The organism is Curtobacterium sp. AC268 (assembly GCF_979258745.1).
On record NZ_OZ409878.1, the window covers coordinates 2,261,317 to 2,281,330 of the forward strand.

Here is a 20,014-nt window from a genome sequence, read left to right on the forward strand (position 1 = left end):
GGTTACCGCCGCAGCTCGAACGTCGTCGTCCCGATCGTGATGGGCGTGCCCTCTGCCACGAGGACGGGAGCGCTCACCTTCTGACCGTTGACGAAGGTGCCGTTCGTGGACTCGAGGTCGGTGAGGAGCCAGCCGTCGGCGCGGAGGTCGAGGCGGGCGTGGTTGGTCGAGGTGTAGTCGTCACGGATCACGACGTTCGACTCGCTCGACCGTCCGATCGTGATGGGGCCGCCACCCAGCGGCATCTCCATGCCCTCGCGCGCACCCTCGGTGATGACCAGGCGGGACGCGGCCGGCGAGGCGGGACGCTGCGAACCTCCGGGTTGCCCGATCACGTCGGTGAACGCACCGCTCGAGGCGGGGCCGGGGGCCGCCGCAGCCGGCACGGTGGGGGTGCTCGGTCCGGACGGCGCCGACTTGGGATCGGTCGGGATCGTGCGGACGCGCTGGCCGAAGAGATCGCTGCGCAGGGCGAACACGATCACGAAGACGAACAGCCAGAGCACCGCGAGGAACGCGAAGCGCAGGACGAGCAGGGTCAGGCCTGTGGTCATCGAGCACCTCCGTCGTTCTCCGGGATCACCCGGAACACCATACGGGTACGACCGATCTCGATGGTGGAGTCCGGCTCCACGATCGCCTGCTGGAAGTGCTGACCGTTCAGCTTCGAGCCGTTCGTGGAGCCGAGATCGGTGGCCTGGGCGTGCTTGCCGTCCCACAGCACCTCGACGTGCTTCCGGCTCGTCCCGGTGTCCGCGATGGTGATGTCGGCGTCGCTGCCGCGCCCGATCACCGTGCGCCCGCGGTGCAGTCGGTGTCGCTGCGAGCCGATGTCGAGCACCGGGACCCAGGCCACGTCGCGCTGCACGGTGGTGGAGTCGACCTGCAGGATGCCCGTCGAGAGCGTGCCGTCCTGCTGGAGCCGGATGGTGACCGGGCCGGAGAACGAGTAGTTCTGCGCGACGGCGTGTTGGTGCACCATCTGGGTCAGTTCGTCGATGAGCGGGCGACCGACGTCGTTCATGCGCGTGCAGTCCGGCGGTGCCAGGCGCACGGTGAACTCGTTCGGCACGAGGATGCGCTCGCGAGAGACCACCGCAGCCTTCGTGTCGAGCTCGCGCCGCAGGGCGCTCGAGATCTCGACGGGCTGCACCCCGGAGCGGAAGGTCTTCGCGAACGCGCCGTTGACGGCGCGTTCCAACCCTCGCTCGAAGTTGTCCAGCAGGCCCATGCGTCTCCCGTGTCGTCGGTCGTCAACCACTGCATGGTAGTGGTTGGCGTTGACACCCGTCTGTGCGTGGTAGTGTTTCGGGGCTGGCGCGAGTGGCGGAATTGGTAGACGCGCACGGTTCAGGTCCGTGTGCTGGAAACGGCGTGGGGGTTCAAGTCCCCCCCTCGCGCACCAGGCGAAGAACAGGAAAGGCCCCGGAGGAATCCGGGGCCTTTCCTGTTTCTCCGGAGCCGTCCGCGGTTCGCGGCTGTCAGGCCCGGTCGGCGTCCGTCGTGTGGTCGGCATCCGGCCTGGAGGCACGGCCCGGCCCCGACACGCCGGTCACGTCGAACCCGTGGTCGGCTCTCCGTCCTTGCTGCGAGGCGAAGAACGGGCGCGCGCTGGGCAGGAAGAGCAGGACCGCGGCGACGACCGACAGCGCGATCGTCAGGACCGCGAGTTCGCCGCCGGTGAGGCTCAGGACCGCGCGGAAGGCCGCGACGACGACGAGCACGATGCGCGCGACGCGGGAGCCCGCGGCCATCCGGAACACCGCCCACGTCACGAGGGCCCAGAGTGCCAGGGCGACGATCCCGGCGAGGACCGGTGCCTGACCGACCGCGGCGTCCGTCGCGAAGAACTGGAGCACCGTGGCCGCGACGCAGGCCGCCACCCACACCAGCCACAGCACGAAGGACACGGTCACCACCTGCGGTCGGTCCGGTCGTCGGAGGATGAACGTCCTGGTCATGCTGCACCGCCCTCTGCCGCTCCCTGGTGCGGCACGTCGAGCGTACCGAGCGGACGGAGACCTGCCGAGGTGCCCCGCTACGGTGACCGGGTGACCGACGAACGCACGACCGCCCCTCGTCCCGGTGTCGACGTCCCCGACGACCGCGGTCGCATCGGACTCGACGCCGTGGGCCGTGCCCTCGACCGCAACCCCGACGTCGTCGTGCGGGACGTCGAGGTGGTGTCGAACGGCTGGCACGTGCTCCGTCGCACGACCCTCGACGTCCGGCGGCGTGACGGTCGGTGGGACCGGCAGCAGCGCGAGACCTACGACCGCGGCAACGGTGCGACGGTCCTGCCGTACGACGCCGAGCGCGGCACCGTCCTGCTCACGCGGCAGTTCCGGTGGCCGGCGTACGTGAACGGACACCCGGACGGCATGTTGATCGAGGCCGCGGCGGGACTGCTCGACGAGGACGATCCCGAGACCGCGGTGCGGCGTGAAGCGGCCGAGGAGCTCGGCATCCGGCTCGGTGCGCTCGAGCACCTGGGCGACGTGTTCATGAGCCCCGGTTCGGTCACCGAGCGGGTGCACTTCTACCTCGGCGCCTACACCCCGGCCGACCGGGTCGAGGCCGGTGGCGGCGTGGAGGACGAGGGCGAGGACATCGAGGTGCTCGAGGTGCAGCTCGACGAGGCGCTCGCGATGGTGGCGGACGGTCGGATCGCCGACGGCAAGACGATCATGCTGCTGCAGTGGGTGGCGCTGGGGCGGGTGTCACCCCGACAGGACTGACCCGTCCAGACCCACCGCTCGAGCGATCGTCGTGCGGACCAGGCCCTCGCGGGTCGGGCGGTCGAGGTAGTCGACCAGGGCGTACCCGTTGGTGGCGTCGACGAGCGCGAAGAGCAGGCGTCCGACGCCGTCCGGGTCGTCGGTGTGCAGCACCCCCGCGCGCACCCCGTCGACGACGACCGTGGTCGCGAGGAGCTGCCAGGCGTCCATGACGTCCCGTGCCGCGGTCGCCAGTGCCGCGTTCGTGCGGCCGATGCTCCAGGCGTCGGCCCACAGGGTGGCGACGTCGTCGCGCGCGGGATCGGCGATGCAGCCGAGCAGGGTGCGGAGGCCGGAGACGGGGTCGGGCGCAGCGGCGACGATCGCGCGGACCTCGGTGACCTCGGCGACCGCGACGGTGCGGAACGTCTCGCCGACCAGGTCCTCCATGCTCGGGCGGTAGTGGGCGACGAGCGAGGGCGCGACCCCGATCACGGCGGCGACCCCGCGGAGCGTCACCGCCGCGAGGCCCTCGGCACGCGCCAGGTCGACGGCGGCCGCCGTGATCTGGGCTCCGCGTTCGGCCGGGCTCAGGCGCCGGCGGGCCGGTGTCGACGGCATCGACCCACCGTATCCGCGCGTCACGCGCCCTCGACCACGAAGGCTGCCCAGAGGTCGGCCCGGGTCGAGAAGACGGAGAGGTCACGGTCGAGGAGCCGACCGGCGTGCTCCACCCGGGCGCGGGCGGTGTGCCGGTGGATGCGGAGGACCCGTGCGGTGCGGTCGTACTCGCAGTTCTCCTGCAGCCAGGTCCGGACGGTGCCCGTGAGCTCGGTGCCGGCCGTGCGGTCGTGGTCGAGCAGCGGCGCGAGGAACGCGCGGGCGACGGCACCGGCGTCCACGTCGACGTGGGCGAGGTGGGCGAGCACCCCCTCTCGGGCGAGGTCGCCGAACTCGGTGGTGCCCGGGCGTCCTTCACGGCGTCGGTCGAGTGCCTGCACGGCCTCGGTGCGGGCGCGTCCGAACGACCGGTAGGCGGCGCCGTCGGACAGGCCGGCGCGCAGGTCGAAGCGGTCGACGAGTGCACCGACGATCCCGGTGTCGTCCGCGTTCACGCAGAGGAACAGGGCGTCGTCGACCGCGAAGAACAGGTGCCCCGGACGGTCCTGCACCCACAGTTCGAGCAGGTCCACCACGGTGTCGAGGTCGTGGTCGGGGACGTCGACGGCCGCGATCCGGACGGGTTCGGTGGGCAGCGGCCCCCACACCTCGCGGGACGTCGCCTGCACCACCTCGGGTTCGCCGACGGACAGCATCGTGAGGAGCCCGGTCCGCAGGAGCCCCCGGGCACGGGCGAGCTCGCGGTTCTGCTGCAGGGCGAGGCCGGCCAGGGCGATCACGGCCGTGACGACCTCGCGTCCGGCCCGGTCGAGGGCTCCGCCGTTCGCGATCGCGAGCACGCCGCTCAGATGTCCGCCGCTGCCGAGCGTCTGCAGGGTGTACCCGACGCCCCGGACGGTGGCGACCGGCAGGCTCGCCCGCTGCCCGGAGCGCAGCAGCCGCAGCGCTTCGGTCCGCAGGAGGTCGAGGTCGGCAGCGGGCAGCCCGTCGGCGGGGTGTCCGCGGTCGAGCCGCCCGGAGACGTCGAACAGGCCGACCCACCCGTCGAGCTGCCGGGACAGCTCGGCGATGGTCGCGCCGAGTCCGTCCGGTCGCATCGCGGCGAGCGAGATGGCCCGTTGCGCGGCGAGGGCCCAGGCACCGCGTGCGTTGGCGTCCCGTGCGACCGCTTCGGCGTTGGCCTGCGCGACCGCGATGAAGGAGGTCTCGTAGGGCACCTCGAACAGCGGCAGTCCGTTCCGGGCGCAGGCGGCGACCAGGGCGTCGGGGGTGCCAGCCCGGACCACCTCGGTGCCGAACCCGAGCGCCACGACACCGCCGTCCACGAGCCGCCGGACGTAGGCCTCGGCGACGTCGTCGCGCACCTCGGCCTCGGCACCGAACTGGGTGCCGGTCGTGAGCAGTCCCTGTCCCTCGGCGAGGAACGGCGTCGGGTCCTCGAGGTCCGAGCTGTGCAGCCAGGACAGCGGGGCATCGAGGGCGTGCTCGTCCGCGTCGGTGAGCGGGCGCAGGTGGAGTTCACGCCGGTGCAGCAGGGAGCGCAGCGTTGCGGGCATGCGGTCACCCTATCCACCGGGTCGATCTGGCCGGGGGCCGATGTACGCCGTGGACAGTACGAGTGCGCGGTGGTGGCTCCTACCATCGCGGCATGTCCTCCACCGCAGCGTCCGCGACCCGAGCGACCACCGGCGGCCCGTCGCTGCCCCAGGAACGACGGCTCGTCACCGCCGTCCCCGGCCCGCGATCGCAGGAGCTGCTCGCCCGGAAGGCCGGTGCCGTCGCGGCCGGCGTCGGTGTGGCCGTGCCCATCGCCGTCGTCGCGGCCGGTGGCGGCGTCGTGGTCGACGCCGACGGCAACTCGTTCGTCGACCTCGGGTCCGGGATCGCCGTGACGTCGGTCGGCAACGCCCACCCCGGTGTGGTCGCTGCGGTCACCGAGCAGGTCGCCGCCTTCACGCACACGTGCTTCACCATCGCCGCCTACGACGGGTACGTCGCCGTCGCCGAGGCACTCAACCGTCTGACCCCCGGCGACCACGAGAAGCGGACGGCGCTGTTCAACTCCGGGGCCGAGGCCGTCGAGAACGCCGTCAAGATCGCCCGGAAGCACACCGGTCGGCAGGCCGTCGTCGTCTTCGACCACGCCTACCACGGCCGCACGAACCTGACGATGGCGCTGACCGCGAAGAACCAGCCCTACAAGAACGGCTTCGGACCGTTCGCACCCGAGGTCTACCGCGTCCCGATGTCGTACCCGTTCCACGACGGGCTGTCGGGGCCCGAGGCGGCGAAGCGTGCGATCAGCCAGATCGAGAAGCAGGTCGGGGCTCTGAACACCGCCGCGGTCCTGATCGAACCGATCCAGGGCGAGGGCGGCTTCGTCGTCCCGGCACCGGGTTTCCTCACCGCACTGTCCGAGTGGGCCACCGCCAACGGCGTCGTGTTCATCGCCGACGAGGTGCAGACCGGGTTCGCCCGCACCGGCGCGATGTTCGCCAGCGAGCACGAGGGGATCGTGCCCGACGTCGTCACGACCGCGAAGGGCATGGCCGGCGGACTGCCGTTGTCCGGTGTGACCGGGCGTGCGGCGATCATGGACTCCGCCCACGTCGGCGGCCTCGGCGGGACGTACGGCGGCAACCCGATCGCCTGCGCTGCAGCCCTCGCGGCCATCGACGCCTTCGAGCACGACGGACTCGTCGAGCGCGCCGGGGCGATCGGCACGGTCCTGCTCGACGCCCTGCGCAGCGCGCAGGCCGACGACCCCCGCATCGGCGACGTCCGCGGCCGCGGTGCGATGGTCGCGATGGAGCTCGTCGACCCGGCCACCGGTGATCCCGACCCCGGGCTCACCGGACGGGTGGTGCAGCACGCGTTCGAGCACGGCGTCATCGCCCTCACGGCCGGCACGTACGGCAACGTCGTGCGCTTCCTGCCGCCGCTGTCGATCGACGACGACCTGCTCCGCGACGGCCTGACCGTCGTCCTCGACGGGCTGGCCGCGTCGTGAGCGCGACGATCCCCGCCACAGCGTGGCCCAGCGTCCCCGACGCCACCGGACCAGCCGCCGAACAGGCGGTGCTCGACCGCGTCCCCACGGGCCTCCTGGTCGACGGTGTCTGGCAGCCGGCGGCCGACGGCGGCACCTTCGCCGTCGTCGACCCTGCGACCGGCGAAACACTCCTGCACATCGCCGACGCCTCGCCCGAGGACGGCCGGAAGGCGCTCGACGCCGCCGTCGCCGCACGGCACGGCTGGGCGACCACTCCCCCGCGGCAGCGCGCCGAGGTGCTGCGCCGCGCCTTCGACCTGCTGCAGGAGCGACGCGAGGAGTTCGCGCTCCTGATGACGCTGGAGATGGGCAAGCCCCTGGCCGAGGCCCGCGGCGAGGTCGCGTACGGCGGCGAGTTCCTCCGCTGGTTCTCGGAGGAAGCGGTCCGGATCGGCGGTTCGTACGGCACCAACCCCGAGGGGACCGGCCGCGCCACCGTCTCGCACAAGCCCGTCGGACCCGCGTTCCTGATCACGCCGTGGAACTTCCCGTTGGCGATGGCGACCCGCAAGATCGCACCGGCGCTCGCCGCCGGCTGCACCGTCGTCGTGAAGCCGGCCGAACTGACGCCGCTGACCACCCTGCTGTTCGCCGACCTGCTCGTCGAGGCCGGTGTGCCCGCCGGCGTCGTCAACGTCGTCCCGACCACCCGGGCCGCCGAAGTCTCCGCGCCCGTGATCGCCGACCGCCGCCTGCGCAAGCTGTCCTTCACCGGTTCCACGCCGGTCGGACGCACACTGCTCGGCCAGGCGGCGCAGAACGTGCTCCGGACGAGCATGGAGCTCGGGGGCAACGCACCGTTCCTGGTGTTCGCCGACGCCGACCTCGACCTGGCGGTGGAGGGCGCGCTCGCCGCGAAGTTCCGGAACACCGGCCAGGCCTGCACCGCCGCGAACCGGTTCCTGGTGCACGAGGACGTCGCCGACGAGTTCACCCGCCGGGTCACCGAGCGGGTCGCCGCGATGCGGGTCGGCCGGGGGACCGAGGACGGCGTGGCCATCGGGCCGCTCATCGACGCCCGAGCCGTGGACAAGGCGCACCGCCTGGTCACCGACGCGGTCGAGCGCGGGGCGACGCTCCGGACCGGCGGACACCCGGTCGACGGGCCCGGCACCTTCTACGCACCGACCGTCCTGACCGACGTGCGACCCGGCAGCGCGATCCTCGACGACGAGATCTTCGGGCCGGTGCTCGCGATCCGCACGTTCCGCTCCGAGGACGAGGCCGTGGCCGCCGCGAACGACACCGAGTACGGTCTGGTCGGCTACGCGTTCACCGAGGACCCGGCACGCGGGCAGCGCCTGATGGAGCGGCTCGAGACCGGCATGCTGGGGCTGAACACCGGGGTCGTGTCGAACGCCTCGGCCCCGTTCGGCGGCGTGAAGCAGTCCGGCCTCGGTCGCGAGGGCGGCGGCGAGGGCATCGCCGAGTACCTCGAGACCATGTACACGCTCACCCCGGACCCGTTCCGGTACACCGACAGCACCACGACCGCACAGGGAGCAGCTCGATGATCGAGAAGGACGTCGTCGTCATCGGAGCCGGTGTCGCCGGTCTCACCGCCGCGAACCGCCTGCGGGCCGCCGGCCTGCGGGTCGCCGTGCTCGAGGCCCGCGACCGCGTGGGGGGCCGCACCTGGACGAACGACATCGACGGGGTGACCCTGGAGATCGGCGGGCAGTGGGTCTCGCCCGACCAGACCGCACTGCTCGAGACCCTCGACGAGCTCGGCCTGCAGACGTACGACCGGTACCGCGAGGGCTCCAGCGTCTACGTCGACGCCGACGGCACCCGGACCGAGTACACCGGCGACATCTTCCCCCTGCCCGAGGCCACGGCGAACGAGATCGAACGCCTCGTCGCCGTCGTCGACGAGTACGTCGCGAAGGTCGACCCCGCCCGCCCCTGGGAGACCCCGGACGCGGCCGCCCTCGACGAGGTCTCGTTCCGCGCCTGGCTGCACGACCTGAGCCCGGACCGGGTCGCGAGCGACAACGTCGAGCTGTTCATCGCCGGCGCCATGCTCACGAAGCCCGCGCACGCGTTCTCGGCGCTGCAGGCCCTGCTGATGGCGGCGTCCGCCGGGAGCTTCACCAACCTGGTCGACGCCGACTTCATCCTCGACAAGCGGGTCGTCGGCGGCATGCAGCAGGTGTCCGAGCGGCTCGCCGAGCGCCTCGGCGACGACGTCCACCTGAACGCCCCGGTCCGGACGCTGCGGTGGGGCGACGACGGGGTCGTCGCGCTCGCCGACGGCGGCATCGAGGTGCACGCCCGACAGGCCCTCGTCGCGGTCCCGCCGCCCCTGTACTCACGGATCTCGTACGAACCGCCGCTGCCCCGACGCCAGCACCAGCTGCACCAGCACCTGTCGATGGGCTTCGTGATCAAGGTGCACGCCGTCTACGACCGTCCGTTCTGGCGTGCGGCGGGCCTGTCCGGCACCGCGTTCAGCCCGTACGAGGTCGTGCACGAGGCGTACGACAACACCTCGCACGGTTCCGAGCAGGGGACCCTGGTCGGCTTCGTCTCCGACCAGCACGCGGACGACCTGTTCGCGCTGTCGACCGAGGAACGGCGGGCCCGTGTGCTCGCCTCGCTGGCGCACTACTACGGCGACGAGGCCCTGTCGCCGGTCGTCTACTACGAGAGCGACTGGGGCACCGAGGAGTGGACGCGCGGCGCCTACGCGGCGAGCTTCGACCTGGGCGGGCTCGTCCGCTACGGCGCCGACCAGCGCGCCGCGGTCGGTCCGATCCGGTTCGCCTCGAGCGACCTGGCTGGGCAGGGGTACCAGCACGTCGACGGCGCGGTGCGCATCGGACGCGAGGTCGCCGAGGAGATCCTGGCGGTCGTTCCACAGCCCACTGCGGCACGGTAATTACCTGGGCCGGTTACGTCTGGGTGCCCCGTCCAGGCGCCGACGCGTACCGTCCGGGCCATGAGTGACGCAGCGAACGGGTCCAGCGACCCCACCAAGGACCAGGAGCAGTACACCGAGGACCTGCCGGACGGGTCGCCCACGGGCGACGCGACGGAGGACCCGCAGCAGGACAGCGACACGGACTCCGGCGGCGAGCCCGCCGACCCGCAGCAGTAGCGGCGACCGACGACGGACGGGAGGCACGGTGCCAGCTGGCACCGTGCCTCCCGTCCGTCCGTCACCCGGGTCCAGCGCGTCAGGAGCCGATGCGGATCAGCTTCTTGTTCACGAACTCGTCGGCCCCCAGGGGGCCGAGCTCGCGGCCGAAGCCGCTGCCCTTGACGCCACCGAACGGCAGCTCCGGGCTGTCCGCGCCGACGATGTTCACGTAGACCATGCCGGCCTCGATCCGGTCGGCGACCCGGAGTGCCTGGTCGGCGTCGGTGGTGAACAGGTACGAGCCGAGGCCGTACGGGGTGTCGTTGGCCAGGGCGATCGCCTCGTCCTCGTCGGCGACGCGGTACACGGCGGCGACGGGGCCGAAGAACTCCTCGCGGTAGGCGTCGTTGTCCGGTGTGACGTCGGTCAGGATCGTCGGCAGGAAGGCGTTGCCCTGGCGGTCGCCGCCCGTGACGACGGTCGTACCCTGCTCGACGGCGGCAGCGAGCTGCTCCTGCAGCCGGTCGGCCGCGGCTGGTGACGACAACGGGCCGAGTTCGGCACCGGGCACGCTCGGATCGGTCGGTTCGACCGCCGACATCGCCGCGGTGAACTTCGCCAGGAACTCGTCGTACAGGCCGTCGACCACCAGGAACCGCTTCGGGGCGTTGCAGACCTGGCCGTTGCCCTCGAGCCGGGTGGTGACTGCGGACTCGACGACGGCGTCCAGGTCGTCGGTGGACAGCACGATGAAGGGGTCCGAGCCGCCGAGTTCGAGCACCACCTTCGTCAGGTTCCGGCCGGCGATCTCGGCGACCGCGGCACCGGCGCGCGCCGAACCGGTGAGTGAGACGCCCTGCACGCGCGGGTCGGCGATGACGTCGGCGACCTGGTCGTTCGTCGCGAACACGTTCGTGTAGGCGCCGTCCGGGAAGCCGGCATCGTGGAAGATCCGCTCGATGGCCAGGGCGGACTCCGGGCACTGCGGTGCGTGCTTCAGCAGGACGGTGTTGCCGATGACCAGGTTCGGTCCGGCGAACCGGGCGATCTGGTAGGCGGGGAAGTTCCAGGGCATGATGCCGAGCACGACGCCGATGGAGGCCTTGCGGATGAACGCGGACCCCTCGGACCCGTCCGCCAGGGTGATCGGCTGGTCGGCCAGGAACGCCTCGGCGTGCTCCGCGTAGTAGTCGTAGATGTCGGCGCAGAAGTCGACCTCGCCCTCGGCCTGGTCGATCGGCTTCGCCATCTCGCGCACGATCGTGGCGGCGAGCTCGGCGTGCCGCTCCCGGTACAGGTCCGCGACGCGGTGGAGCAGGGCCGCACGGTCGGCGACCGTCGTCGCCCGAGACCACTCGGTGTGGGTGCGGTCGGCGGCTGCGACGGCGTCGTGCAGCTCGGCGTCCGTGATGGTCGGGTAGGTCTCGAGGGTCGTGCCCGTGGTGGGGTCGGTGACGGCGTACATGGCGTCCTCTCGTGGTGGCGGTCAGGCCTGGTCGGTCAGCTGCTTGTTCACACCGGTGACGGGCTGGTTCTCGTCGAAGCCCTTCGGTGCGACCCGGAAGCCCTTCGTGATGACGAGCAGGTAGACGAACCCGATCGCCGCCCACACTCCTCCTGCGATCAGGGCGTCGGCATGGAGCTGTGACCAGAGCACCCCGGTCAGGAGCATCGCGACCCCCGGCAGCACGATGTAGCGCCAGCGGTCGCCCGCCGTGTGACGGCGCCCGTTCCGGATCGCGAAGTGCACGATCACGGTGGCGTTGACGAAGGTGAACGCGATGAGCGCGCCGAAGTTGATGTAGGCCGCGATCGTGTCGAGCGAGAAGCTCATCGCCAGCAGGGTGACCGCGCCGACGAAGACGACGTTGAACACCGGGGTGTGCGTGCGGGGGTGCACGTAGCCGAAGACCCGCTTCGGCAGCACGTTGTTCCGACCCATCACCATGAGCATGCGGGCGACGCTGGCGTGCGACGCGAGACCCGAGGCGAGTGCGGCGACGAACCCGGCCGACACCAGGACCGCCTGGAACACCGGACCGCCGACGAGCAGGCCGATCTGGGGGAGCGGGTCGTCGGTGAACTCGCCGAACGGTGCGTTGGTGGGGAAGCGGAGCTGGGCGAAGTAGGCGGAGACCAGGAAGATCGCACCGCCGAGCAGGACGGTCAGCATGATCGCCTTCGGCATGATGCGGATGGACTTCGCCTCTTCCGTGTACATCGTCACGGCGTCGAAGCCGATGAACGAGAAGCAGACCACCGTCGCCCCGGTGAGCAGGGCCGACATCGTCACGCCGTCGTGGACGAAGGGTTCGGCGCTGACGATCGTGCCCGCACCGGCACCGTGGGTGAGCTCGATGACGGTGAAGACCACGAACGCGATCATCGCCAGGACCGCACCGATGAGCAGCACCATGTTGAGGTTCGACGTGCCGCGCATCGACAGGCAGATCACCGTCGTCACGAACACCGTGTACACGACGACGGTCACCCACGGGGGCAGCCCTGGGAACACCTGCTCCAGGTAGAGCCGGATGATCAGGGCGTTCACCATCGGCAGCAGCAGGTAGTCGAGCAGTGACGCCCAGCCCACCATGAAGCCGAGGTTAGGGTGCATCGACTCCCGGACGTACGTGTACGCGGAACCGGCCGCGGGGTAGACGCGCACCATCTTCCCGTAGCTGATCGCGGTGAGCGCCATGATGACGAGGGCGATGAGGTACGCGCTCGGCACCGCGCCGTCGGTCTGCCCGGAGACGATGCCGAAGGTGTCGAACACGACCGTCGGGGTCATGTAGCCGAGGCCGAGTCCGACGATCGCCCAGAGCCCGAGGCTCCGCTTCAGCGACCCGCCGCGCACCGGTGCTGCCGGCGCGGTGACCGCGATCGGTGATGCCATGTGACTTCCCTGCTCTTCGGGGCCGGGCAGCGTCGCCCGGATCAGTTCGGAGCACCATACCGACGGGTCGGCAGTGGGCGGACCGGCCGCGGTGTACAGGTGATCGGCACCCGCTGTACACCGCGGCAGTGGTTCAGGCCACCGGTTGCTGCTGCGTGATGCAGTGCAGCCCGCCGCCGCGCGCGAACACCTGTCGCGCGTCGATCGAGCGGACCCGTCGGCCCGGGTACGCCTCGGCGAGGATGCCCCTGGCGCGGTCGTCAGCGACCGGGTCGCCGAACGCGCAGGCGATCACGGCACCGTTCACCACGACGTGGTTCACGTAGTTCCAGTCCACCGGTCCACCGTCGTCCGACAGCGTCGAGGGGGCGGGCAACTCGATGATCGTCGCGTCGGTCGCCTGCTCGAGCGCACGTCGGATCTGGGGCATGACCAGGTGGTCCGGGTGGCCCGCATCCGGCTGGGCGTGCAGCAGGACCGTGCCCGGTTGGGCGAAGGTCGCCACCATGTCGACGTGCCCCCGGGTGCCGAAGCCGTCGTAGTCGCGCGTCAGACCGCGGGGCAGCCAGATCACCCGTGTGGCGCCGATCGTGCGCGCCAGCTCCAGCTCGACGCGCTCCCGGTCGGCGGACGGGTTCCGGCGCGGGTCGAGCTGCACCGTCTCCGTCACGAGCACGGTGCCGGCGCCGTCGACGTGGATCGCCCCGCCCTCGTTGACGAGCAACGACGGGATCCGTGTGGCTCCCGCAGCACGGGCGACCGTCGCGGCGACCTCGGCGTCACGGGTCCACGTCGACCACGGGTTCGCACCCCAGCCGTTGAAGACCCAGTCGACGGCGCCGAGCGCACCGGTCACGTCGTCGACGACGAACGTCGGACCGATGTCGCGCATCCAGAAGTCGTCGAGGGGCGCCTCGAGCACGTCCACGCCGGACGACAGCAGGCGACCGGCATCCGCGCGGGCGACCGGGTCCACGACGACGGTCACCGGCTGGTGCTCGCTGATCGTGTTGGCCGTGGTCGCCCACGCCGTGCGCGCGGCCTCGGCACTCGCCGCGTCGTCGCCGAGCGTCAGGCCGGGGCGCGGGAACGCCATCCAGGTGCGTTCCTGCGGAGCCGTCTCGGGAGGCATCACCCACGTCATGCGCGCGCCCCGCGCCCGGCGGTGGCCGGTTCCACGGCCAGGGCCGCGTCGATCGCGTCGCGTGCGCCGTACGCGTGGCGTTCCTCGTCGACGGGGTCGACGAGCCCGGCGTACAGGTCGGGGCGCCGGGTCAGGTAGAAGGGGAACAGCCGGAGCCACTCCGTCCGGGCGTCGAGGTCGAGGTCGGCGACGAGCACCACGCTCGCGTCACGGGGAGCCTCGACGAGCACGCGGCCGAACGGGTCCGAGATGAAGGACGAGCCGTAGAACGTGATGTCGCCCTCGTCACCCCACCGGTTCGGCACGACCATGAACTGCCCGGCGGTGATGCCGTTCGCCACGATCACCCGCTGCCAGATCGGCGCGGTGTCGAAGTCGGGGAAGGTCGGTTCGGAGCCGATCGCCGTCGGGTACACGAGCACCTCGGACCCGGCGAGGCCGTAGGAACGGGCGACCTCGGGGAACCACTCGTCCCAGCACGTCGGCAGCCCGAGGCGCACGCCGAGTCCGGCGGGCTCGTACACCGGGAAGGCGTCGTCGTCCGTCCCCGGGCGGAAGTACGTGTCCTCGTGGTAGCCGGCGCTGATCGGGATGTGGGTCTTCCGGGTCCGGCCGACCAGGGTGCCGTCGGGCGCGACGAGGATCGCCGTGTTGTACCCGCGCGGGTCGTCGGGCTGGTCGTCGTCGTCCGGCCGCTCGTACAGGGAGGCGTGCACGAACACCCCGTGCTGGATCGCCCGGGCACGGGCGAAGGTGACGGTCGGACCGTCCTGCAGCGACTCGGCGAGGTCCTTCGGGGTCCCGCTCGCCGGGGTGTCGCCCGGGTAGCGGCGCAGCGTCAGTTCGGGCAGGAACACCGCGGTGGCTCCGTGCGCTGCGGCGGTCGCGATGCCGTCGGCGAGCTGGGCCCGGTGCTCGTCCGGGTCGGGGAGCCACTGCATCTGCACGAGGGCGATGCGGAGGGACCGGCGGGGTGCGCCGGTGTCGGCGTGCAGCGGCGACGGGAGCGAGGGTGCGGTGACGACGTCCATGCGCCATTGTTGATCACACGATCAACTACCGCAAGGCCTTCAGCTGATGATGTTGACCGCGCGCGAGATGACCAGCGCCAGCAGGATGAACCCGCTGAGCGCCTGGTAGGCCATGATCATCTTCGCCCGGACGGTCATCGGCATCGTGTCCGTCGGGCTGAACGCCATCATGTTCGTCATCGCCACGTAGAGGTAGTCGAGGTAGACCGGCCGCCAGTCCGCGGTCTTCGGGTCGGTCTCCTGCGGGAACTGGAAGTCCGCCTCGGCACTCGCCCACAGCTCGGGGCGACGCCGTGCCACCGGACCCCCGCGGTCGAGCTCCCAGTAGACGAGCCCGAACACGATGATCGTGCTCACCCAGACCTGCAGCGCGGTGAGCAGCACGGCCGCACCGTCCGCGTGCCCGCCGAGCAGCTCGGTGATGGTCCGGATGACGGTGAGCTGGCTGGCGACGGTGAGCAGGGCCGCGAGCGCGAACGACAGCCACCGTGACCAGGTGGTCTCGCGCGTCAGACGCCGCGGGTTGAACACGATGAGCGGGGCGAGCAGCAGGACGCCCAGGACGGGCACCACCCACGACGGGAAGAACAGCACCTCGTCCGGCAGGAACAGGCTCAGCGCCAGGTTCACCAGGACCGCGACGGCGACCGGTGCCCGGTGTTCGTGTCTCGGTCGGGTCCTCGTCGGGGTCACGGAGCGAGTGTCGCACGGGCCGACACCGGCGGGGGTGCGCTCAGGGCGTGGACAGCGGGTCGGCGAGCGAGAGCGGCTCGACCTGGGTGCCGAGCAACCGCCCGGCCGCGCGCAGCCCGGACAGCAGCGCACCGTGCACCGTCGCCGGGTCGTCGCTCCAGGTGGCCTCGCCGGCGAGCTGCACCCGGCCGGACGGGGTGCCGAGCAGGTCGTGGTCGTCGGGTGACGCCCCGACGTGCAGGTACGAGTACGAGCCCCGCGAGAACGGGTCCTCGGCCCACCGGGTGATCCGGAACGCCTCGGGCCGGGGGACCGACGCGCCGAACATCTTCCGCAGCGCCACCACCCCCTCGTCGACGACCATGGCGTCCGGCAGGGTCTCGAGCCGACGGGCTCCGGCACCACCGACCAGGGCGGCGAGCACCGGCGCACCGGTCACCCGGGACATGTCGTACCAGGAGTGCCAGTCGACCCCGGCGGACCCCTGCTGCCGGACCACCCACGAGTCGCCCCAGAACCGTGACGGGAACCGCAGGAACACCTTGTCGTAGGTGCCCATCCCGAGCCGGTCGAGCGCTCCGGTCACCGGCGTGGACAGGGGTGGATCGAACACCACGTCGCCGGCCTGCAGCACCCCGAGCGGCACCGTGACGACGACCTGCCGGGCGACCACGGCGGTGCCGTCGGTGAGCCCCACCGTCACCGAGTCGTCGGCCTGGGTCACCGACCGCACGACCGACGACAGCCGGACGTCGAGACCCTCGGCCAGCGCGCGGGCGTACTGGGCGTAGCCGCCGGGGAACACCACCTCGTCGCCGGGGACGTGCTCCTCGTCGAGGCCGTGCGCGTCGAGGACGGTCACGGGGGCCCCGCAGAGGTCCTCGGAGCGGTGGGCCGTGTACTCGCGGACCCGTGCGGCCCGGTCGCCCTGCCACTGCAGCGACCGCAGCACGGTGTCGACGGCGGCCGCGTAGGTCGAGGGCGGGGGCGCTTGCGCGACGACGGCGTCGAGGGCCGCGTCGACGGTGTGCAGGTCCGCCACGAACGCCGACGTGTCCTCGGCGGAGAGTGCGGCGCCGGACGGGTCGTGCCACGCGATCGGCCGGCCGTCGAACTGGAAGCTGCCGACCGTGAACTCCACGGTGTCGATGCCGAACGCCGACGCCAGGGCCCAGAGCGGGTTGCCGTCGACCCCGTGGATCCACGAGGCGCCGAGGTCGACCGGAACCCCGATCGACGAATCGGTCCAGGTGCGCCCGCCGATCCGGTCGCGGGCCTCGAGCACGACGACCCGCTGCCCGCCGAGTGCGACCGCCCGGGCGGCGGCGAGTCCGGCGACCCCCGCCCCGACGACCACCACGTCGGCGTCGAGACCAGCAGCCATCAGTGTCCTCCGGTCAGCGGTGCCATCAGCCGGGCCGCCAGACTCGGCCGCCCGGTCAGCGCCTCTTCGCGGTCGGCAAGGTCGGTCGCGACGAGTCCCGCGTTCGCCCCGAGGAACCGCAGCGGCTCGGGCTCCCAGTCGGGCGATCGGTGGTTCACCCACGGCAGCGCGGTCAGTGCTGTCGACTCCCCGCGCACGAGGTCGGCGAGGGTCCGTCCGGCCAGGTTCGTCGTCGACAGACCGTCACCGACGTACCCGCCGGCGCTGCCGACGTGGCCGTCCCAGGTCACCGAGGCGCACCAGTCACGCGGCACCCCGAGCGGTCCGCCCCACGTGTGCGTGACCGGGGCGTCCGCGACGACGGGGAACAGGTCGACCAGGGCCCTCCGCAGGTGCTCGAACACCCGCGGCACCCGGTCGTACCCGGGCGTGATCGCCGATCCCCAGTGGTACCGGGCTCCGCGGCCGCCGAACGCCAGCCGGTCGTCGGCCGTGCGCTGCCCGTACACGAGCAGGTGCCGGTAGTCGGAGAACGTCTGCCCGTGCTCGAGCCCGATGCGCTCCCACGCGGACGCCGGCAGCGGGGCCGTCGCGATCATGAGCGAGTACAGCGGCAGGATCCGCCGCTTCGTCTGCTCCAGCTGGGCGCCGTAGCCCTCGACCGCGATCACCACGGCGCCCGCCGTGACGGTGCCGCGCGAGGTGACCACACGCCCGCGATCCCAGGACGAGACGGGCGTGTGCTCCGCGATCCGGACGCCACGGGCCTCCAGGGCTGCCGCGAGGCCACGTACCAACGCGGCGGGCTGCACGCGCGCGCAGTCCGGGGTCCACGCGACCCCCGCCGATCCGGCGGCGTCGCCCGCTCGGGCGGGCCGCCACGTCATGTCGTCGCCCCATGCCGCGGAGGACGCGACCTCGTCGTGGGCGGCGCGTTCCTGCACGGCGGAGCGTGCGTAGAGGACGGTCCCGCCCTTCACGTAGTCGCAGTCGACCTCGGCTTCGGCCGCGGCGCGGCCGACCTCGTCGACGGTGTCGCGCATGGCGGCCCGCAGCGCCAGCGCGGCGTCGCGCCCGTGCTCCTCGGCGATCGCGGAGGCGGACCGCGGGAACAGCGCCGAGCACCAGCCGCCGTTCCGACCGGACGCGCCGAAGCCGGCGATCTCGCGTTCCAGGACGACGATCTGGAGGCCCGGGTCGGCTCGGTGCAGGTACCACGCGGTCCAGAGACCCGTCAGTCCACCGCCCACGATCGCGACGTCGGCCGTCGTGTCGCCGTCGAGCGGCGGCCGGGGCGTCAGGTCGTCGCGTCCGGTGGACGCGAGCTGGTCGAGCCAGAACGAGACGCCCCGGTAGCCGCCCACGGTCAGATCTTCGTCCAGGCCTCGGACAGGACGCTCCGCAGGATCGACGTCATCTCGCGGAACTCCGGCTGCCCGATGGTCAGCGGCGGTGCGAGCTGCACGACGGGGTCACCGCGGTCGTCGGCCCGGCAGTACAGCCCCGCGTCGAACAGCGCCTTCGACAGGAACCCGCGCAGCAGCCGCTCGGACTCGTCGTCGTCGAAGGTCGTCTTGGTGGCCTTGTCCTTGACGAGCTCGATGCCGTAGAAGTAGCCGTCACCGCGGACGTCCCCGACGATCGGCAGGTCGAGCAGGGTGTCGAGCTCGGCGCGGAAGAGCGGGGCGTTCTGCTGCACGTTGGCGAGCAGCCCCTCTTCCTCGAAGATGTCGAGGTTCTCCATCGCGACGGCGGCCGACACCGGGTGCCCGCCGAACGTGTAGCCGTGGTAGAAGGTCGTGTCCCCCTTGGAGAACGGCTCGAACAGGCGATCGCTGATGATCGTCGCGCCGATCGGGGAGTACCCGGAGGTCATCGCCTTGGCGCACGTGATCATGTCCGGCACGAAGCCGTAGGTGTCGCAGGCGAACATCGTGCCGATCCGACCGAAGGCGCAGATCACCTCGTCCGAGACGAGCAGCACGTCGTGCTCGTCGCAGATCTCGCGCACCCGCTGGAAGTACCCGGGCGGCGGGGTGAAGCAGCCGCCGGAGTTCTGCACCGGCTCGAGGAACACCGCGGCGACGGTGTCGGGGCCCTCGAACTCGATCATCTCGCGGATCCGCTCCGCCGCCCAGAAGCCGAACTGCTCCTCGGTGCCGCCGGGGAAGCCCATCTCCTCGGCGCGGTACGAGTTCGTGTTCGGCACCCGGAAGCCACCGGGGGTCAGGGGCTCGAACATCTCCTTCATCGCCGGGATGCCGGTGATCGCCAGGGCGCCCTGCGGGGTGCCGTGGTAGGCGACCGCACGGGAGATCACCTTGTGCTTCATCGGCTTGCCCTGGAGCTTCCAGTAGTACTTCGCGAGCTTGAAGGCGGTCTCCACCGCCTCGCCGCCGCCGGTGGAGTAGAAGACCTTGTTGAGGTCACCGGGGGCGTGCTCGGCCAGCCGGTCGGCGAGCTCGATCGCCGCGGGGTGCGCGTACGACCAGATCGGGAAGAAGCTCAGCGTCTCCGCCTGCTTCGCGGCCATCTCGGCCAGGCGCTTCCGCCCGTGCCCGGCGGCGACGACGAACAGGCCGGACAGCCCGTCGATGTACTCCTTGCCGTGGCTGTCGTAGACGTGGTGGCCCTCGCCGCGCACCATGATCGGCACGTCGGCGCCGGCCTGGTTCGCACCGTGCCGGGCGAAGTGCATCCACAGGTGGTCCCGGGACTTCCGCTGCAGGTCGGCGTCGTCGACCGGTGCGAACGGGTCGTACGAGCCGAGGCGGGTGGGCTGTTCGGTCTTCTGGTCGGAGATGGTCATCGCGTTCCCCCAGTCGTAGAGCTGTTTGCGGAGTTGCAGGTAGACGAAGGTCTCGGTGCCGGCGACGCCCGGGATGGCCCGGATGGTGCCGTTGAGCAGTTCGATCAGGTCGTCGTCGTCCTCGCACACGACCTCGACCATCAGGTCGAAGCTGCCGGCGGTCATCACGAGGTAGTCGACCGCCGGCAGCTGCTCCAGGGCATCGGCGACGGTTCGGGTGTCGCCGCTGACCCGGATGCCGATCATCGCCTGGCGGTGGAAGCCCAGTTGCATCGGGTCGGTGACCGCGACGATCTGCATGACGCCGGTCTCGGTCAGCTTCTGCACGCGCTGTCGGACCGCCGCTTCACTGAGACCGACGGCCTTGCCGATCTCGCCGTACGGGCGGCGCCCGTCCGCCTGGAGTTGTTCGATGATCCGCTTCGAGGTGTCGTCGATCGGTCCCGGACGTCGTGGTGCTGCCGCCATGCCGGACAGCATGGCAGCGAGGTTCGGGGTGCGCAAGGGATTCCGTTGTGAACACCGTGTTTCGCGACGATTTCCGTTGTTACGGTTCTCCACAACCTCCGGATCCTTCTTCCG

Annotated in this window: 18 protein-coding genes, 1 tRNA gene and 1 pseudogene; 6 read left to right on the forward strand and 14 right to left on the reverse strand. The window is 71.5% G+C overall.

Annotated features, from left to right (window positions below):
• Positions 1-2: 2 nt before the first annotated feature.
• Both ACZZ9K_RS10775 and ACZZ9K_RS10780 read right to left on the reverse strand, forming a co-directional pair.
• On the reverse strand, positions 3-554 hold the full coding sequence (locus tag ACZZ9K_RS10775) for an FHA domain-containing protein FhaB/FipA (RefSeq protein WP_138802201.1): 552 nt from the start codon (positions 552-554) through the stop codon (positions 3-5).
• On the reverse strand, positions 551-1,231 hold the full coding sequence (locus ACZZ9K_RS10780; RefSeq protein WP_138802202.1) for an FhaA domain-containing protein: 681 nt from the start codon (positions 1,229-1,231) through the stop codon (positions 551-553). The genes ACZZ9K_RS10775 and ACZZ9K_RS10780 overlap by 4 nt, the downstream gene beginning before the upstream one ends.
• Before the next feature lie 86 nt (positions 1,232-1,317).
• Here ACZZ9K_RS10780 and ACZZ9K_RS10785 point away from each other — a divergent pair.
• Positions 1,318-1,405, forward strand: a tRNA-Leu gene (locus ACZZ9K_RS10785).
• A 76-nt stretch (positions 1,406-1,481) separates the two neighbouring features.
• Here the strand turns inward: ACZZ9K_RS10785 and ACZZ9K_RS10790 are convergent.
• On the reverse strand, positions 1,482-1,961 hold the full coding sequence (locus ACZZ9K_RS10790) for a hypothetical protein (protein WP_463444022.1): 480 nt from the start codon (positions 1,959-1,961) through the stop codon (positions 1,482-1,484).
• Positions 1,962-2,051: 90 nt separating this feature from the next.
• Here ACZZ9K_RS10790 and ACZZ9K_RS10795 point away from each other — a divergent pair, with 90 nt between their 5' ends.
• Complete coding sequence (locus ACZZ9K_RS10795; protein ID WP_463444023.1) at positions 2,052-2,738, forward strand: NUDIX domain-containing protein; 687 nt, start codon at positions 2,052-2,054, stop codon at positions 2,736-2,738.
• Here the strand turns inward: ACZZ9K_RS10795 and ACZZ9K_RS10800 are convergent.
• Together ACZZ9K_RS10800 and ACZZ9K_RS10805 are read right to left on the reverse strand one after the other, a co-directional pair.
• Positions 2,721-3,338 (reverse strand): TetR/AcrR family transcriptional regulator, encoded by a 618-nt coding sequence (locus ACZZ9K_RS10800; protein ID WP_463444024.1) that lies wholly within the window; start codon positions 3,336-3,338, stop codon positions 2,721-2,723. The genes ACZZ9K_RS10795 and ACZZ9K_RS10800 overlap by 18 nt on opposite strands.
• Before the next feature lie 20 nt (positions 3,339-3,358).
• Positions 3,359-4,894: a PucR family transcriptional regulator gene (locus tag ACZZ9K_RS10805; RefSeq protein ID WP_463444025.1), complete on the reverse strand. Its 1,536-nt coding sequence runs from the start codon at positions 4,892-4,894 to the stop codon at positions 3,359-3,361.
• 92 nt (positions 4,895-4,986) lie between these two features.
• On the opposite strand from ACZZ9K_RS10805, the gene gabT reads away from it, so the two are divergent.
• The 4 genes from gabT (at position 4,987) to ACZZ9K_RS10825 (ending at position 9,490) form a co-directional block, all read left to right on the forward strand.
• The gene (gene gabT / locus ACZZ9K_RS10810; protein WP_214526534.1) at positions 4,987-6,348 is read left to right on the forward strand and encodes a 4-aminobutyrate--2-oxoglutarate transaminase; all 1,362 of its coding nucleotides are present in this window, start codon (positions 4,987-4,989) and stop codon (positions 6,346-6,348) included.
• A 68-nt stretch (positions 6,349-6,416) separates the two neighbouring features.
• Entirely contained in the window at positions 6,417-7,904 is a 1,488-nt protein-coding gene (locus ACZZ9K_RS10815) for an NAD-dependent succinate-semialdehyde dehydrogenase (protein WP_463444752.1), read from the forward strand.
• Positions 7,901-9,271 carry a flavin monoamine oxidase family protein gene (locus ACZZ9K_RS10820; RefSeq protein ID WP_463444026.1) on the forward strand — a complete coding sequence of 457 codons (1,371 nt, stop codon included), beginning with the start codon at positions 7,901-7,903 and terminating at the stop codon, positions 9,269-9,271. Before ACZZ9K_RS10815 ends, ACZZ9K_RS10820 begins: the two co-directional genes overlap by 4 nt.
• Before the next feature lie 60 nt (positions 9,272-9,331).
• Positions 9,332-9,490: a hypothetical protein gene (locus ACZZ9K_RS10825; RefSeq protein ID WP_155896911.1), complete on the forward strand. Its 159-nt coding sequence runs from the start codon at positions 9,332-9,334 to the stop codon at positions 9,488-9,490.
• A gap of 79 nt (positions 9,491-9,569) precedes the next feature.
• On the opposite strand, the gene ACZZ9K_RS10830 is transcribed toward ACZZ9K_RS10825, so the two are convergent.
• The 9 genes and pseudogenes from ACZZ9K_RS10830 to ACZZ9K_RS10870 form a co-directional block, all read right to left on the reverse strand.
• Positions 9,570-10,937, reverse strand: a complete 1,368-nt coding sequence (locus ACZZ9K_RS10830) for an NAD-dependent succinate-semialdehyde dehydrogenase (RefSeq protein WP_463444027.1) — start codon at positions 10,935-10,937, stop codon at positions 9,570-9,572.
• 21 nt (positions 10,938-10,958) lie between these two features.
• Positions 10,959-12,371, reverse strand: a complete 1,413-nt coding sequence (locus ACZZ9K_RS10835) for an APC family permease (protein ID WP_051597034.1) — start codon at positions 12,369-12,371, stop codon at positions 10,959-10,961.
• A 133-nt stretch (positions 12,372-12,504) separates the two neighbouring features.
• A complete protein-coding gene (locus ACZZ9K_RS10840) occupies positions 12,505-13,515 on the reverse strand; it encodes an agmatine deiminase family protein (protein WP_463444028.1) in 1,011 nt (336 codons plus the stop codon).
• Entirely contained in the window at positions 13,512-14,546 is a 1,035-nt protein-coding gene (locus tag ACZZ9K_RS10845; RefSeq protein ID WP_463444029.1) for a nitrilase-related carbon-nitrogen hydrolase, read from the reverse strand. The genes ACZZ9K_RS10840 and ACZZ9K_RS10845 overlap by 4 nt, the downstream gene beginning before the upstream one ends.
• 39 nt (positions 14,547-14,585) lie before the next feature.
• Positions 14,586-15,239: a DUF1345 domain-containing protein gene (locus ACZZ9K_RS10850; RefSeq protein WP_182064159.1), complete on the reverse strand. Its 654-nt coding sequence runs from the start codon at positions 15,237-15,239 to the stop codon at positions 14,586-14,588.
• A 40-nt stretch (positions 15,240-15,279) separates the two neighbouring features.
• Complete coding sequence (locus ACZZ9K_RS10855) at positions 15,280-16,623, reverse strand: flavin monoamine oxidase family protein (protein WP_463444030.1); 1,344 nt, start codon at positions 16,621-16,623, stop codon at positions 15,280-15,282.
• Complete coding sequence (locus tag ACZZ9K_RS10860; RefSeq protein WP_463444031.1) at positions 16,623-17,987, reverse strand: NAD(P)/FAD-dependent oxidoreductase; 1,365 nt, start codon at positions 17,985-17,987, stop codon at positions 16,623-16,625. The genes ACZZ9K_RS10855 and ACZZ9K_RS10860 overlap by 1 nt, the downstream gene beginning before the upstream one ends.
• Before the next feature lie 2 nt (positions 17,988-17,989).
• Positions 17,990-19,432 carry an aspartate aminotransferase family protein gene (locus ACZZ9K_RS10865; RefSeq protein WP_463444753.1) on the reverse strand — a complete coding sequence of 481 codons (1,443 nt, stop codon included), beginning with the start codon at positions 19,430-19,432 and terminating at the stop codon, positions 17,990-17,992.
• Between the two features lie 6 nt (positions 19,433-19,438).
• Positions 19,439-19,912, reverse strand: a pseudogene (locus ACZZ9K_RS10870) (Lrp/AsnC family transcriptional regulator); the annotation flags it as partial.
• Positions 19,913-20,014 lie beyond the last annotated feature (102 nt).

Bases quoted from the DNA above. Each gene is read 5' to 3' on its own strand.
- ACZZ9K_RS10830 (WP_463444027.1), bottom strand. From the start codon at position 10,937: ATGTACGCCGTCACCGACCCCACCACGGGCACGACCCTCGAGACCTAC.
- ACZZ9K_RS10805 (WP_463444025.1), bottom strand. From the start codon at position 4,894: ATGCCCGCAACGCTGCGCTCCCTGCTGCACCGGCGTGAACTCCACCTG.
- ACZZ9K_RS10775 (WP_138802201.1), bottom strand. From the start codon at position 554: ATGACCACAGGCCTGACCCTGCTCGTCCTGCGCTTCGCGTTCCTCGCG.
- ACZZ9K_RS10825 (WP_155896911.1), top strand. From the start codon at position 9,332: ATGAGTGACGCAGCGAACGGGTCCAGCGACCCCACCAAGGACCAGGAG.
- ACZZ9K_RS10820 (WP_463444026.1), top strand. From the start codon at position 7,901: ATGATCGAGAAGGACGTCGTCGTCATCGGAGCCGGTGTCGCCGGTCTC.
- ACZZ9K_RS10780 (WP_138802202.1), bottom strand. From the start codon at position 1,231: ATGGGCCTGCTGGACAACTTCGAGCGAGGGTTGGAACGCGCCGTCAAC.
- gabT (WP_214526534.1), top strand. From the start codon at position 4,987: ATGTCCTCCACCGCAGCGTCCGCGACCCGAGCGACCACCGGCGGCCCG.
- ACZZ9K_RS10835 (WP_051597034.1), bottom strand. From the start codon at position 12,371: ATGGCATCACCGATCGCGGTCACCGCGCCGGCAGCACCGGTGCGCGGC.
- ACZZ9K_RS10800 (WP_463444024.1), bottom strand. From the start codon at position 3,338: ATGCCGTCGACACCGGCCCGCCGGCGCCTGAGCCCGGCCGAACGCGGA.
- ACZZ9K_RS10865 (WP_463444753.1), bottom strand. From the start codon at position 19,432: ATGACCATCTCCGACCAGAAGACCGAACAGCCCACCCGCCTCGGCTCG.
- ACZZ9K_RS10790 (WP_463444022.1), bottom strand. From the start codon at position 1,961: ATGACCAGGACGTTCATCCTCCGACGACCGGACCGACCGCAGGTGGTG.
- ACZZ9K_RS10840 (WP_463444028.1), bottom strand. From the start codon at position 13,515: ATGACGTGGGTGATGCCTCCCGAGACGGCTCCGCAGGAACGCACCTGG.
- ACZZ9K_RS10845 (WP_463444029.1), bottom strand. From the start codon at position 14,546: ATGGACGTCGTCACCGCACCCTCGCTCCCGTCGCCGCTGCACGCCGAC.
- ACZZ9K_RS10855 (WP_463444030.1), bottom strand. From the start codon at position 16,623: ATGGCTGCTGGTCTCGACGCCGACGTGGTGGTCGTCGGGGCGGGGGTC.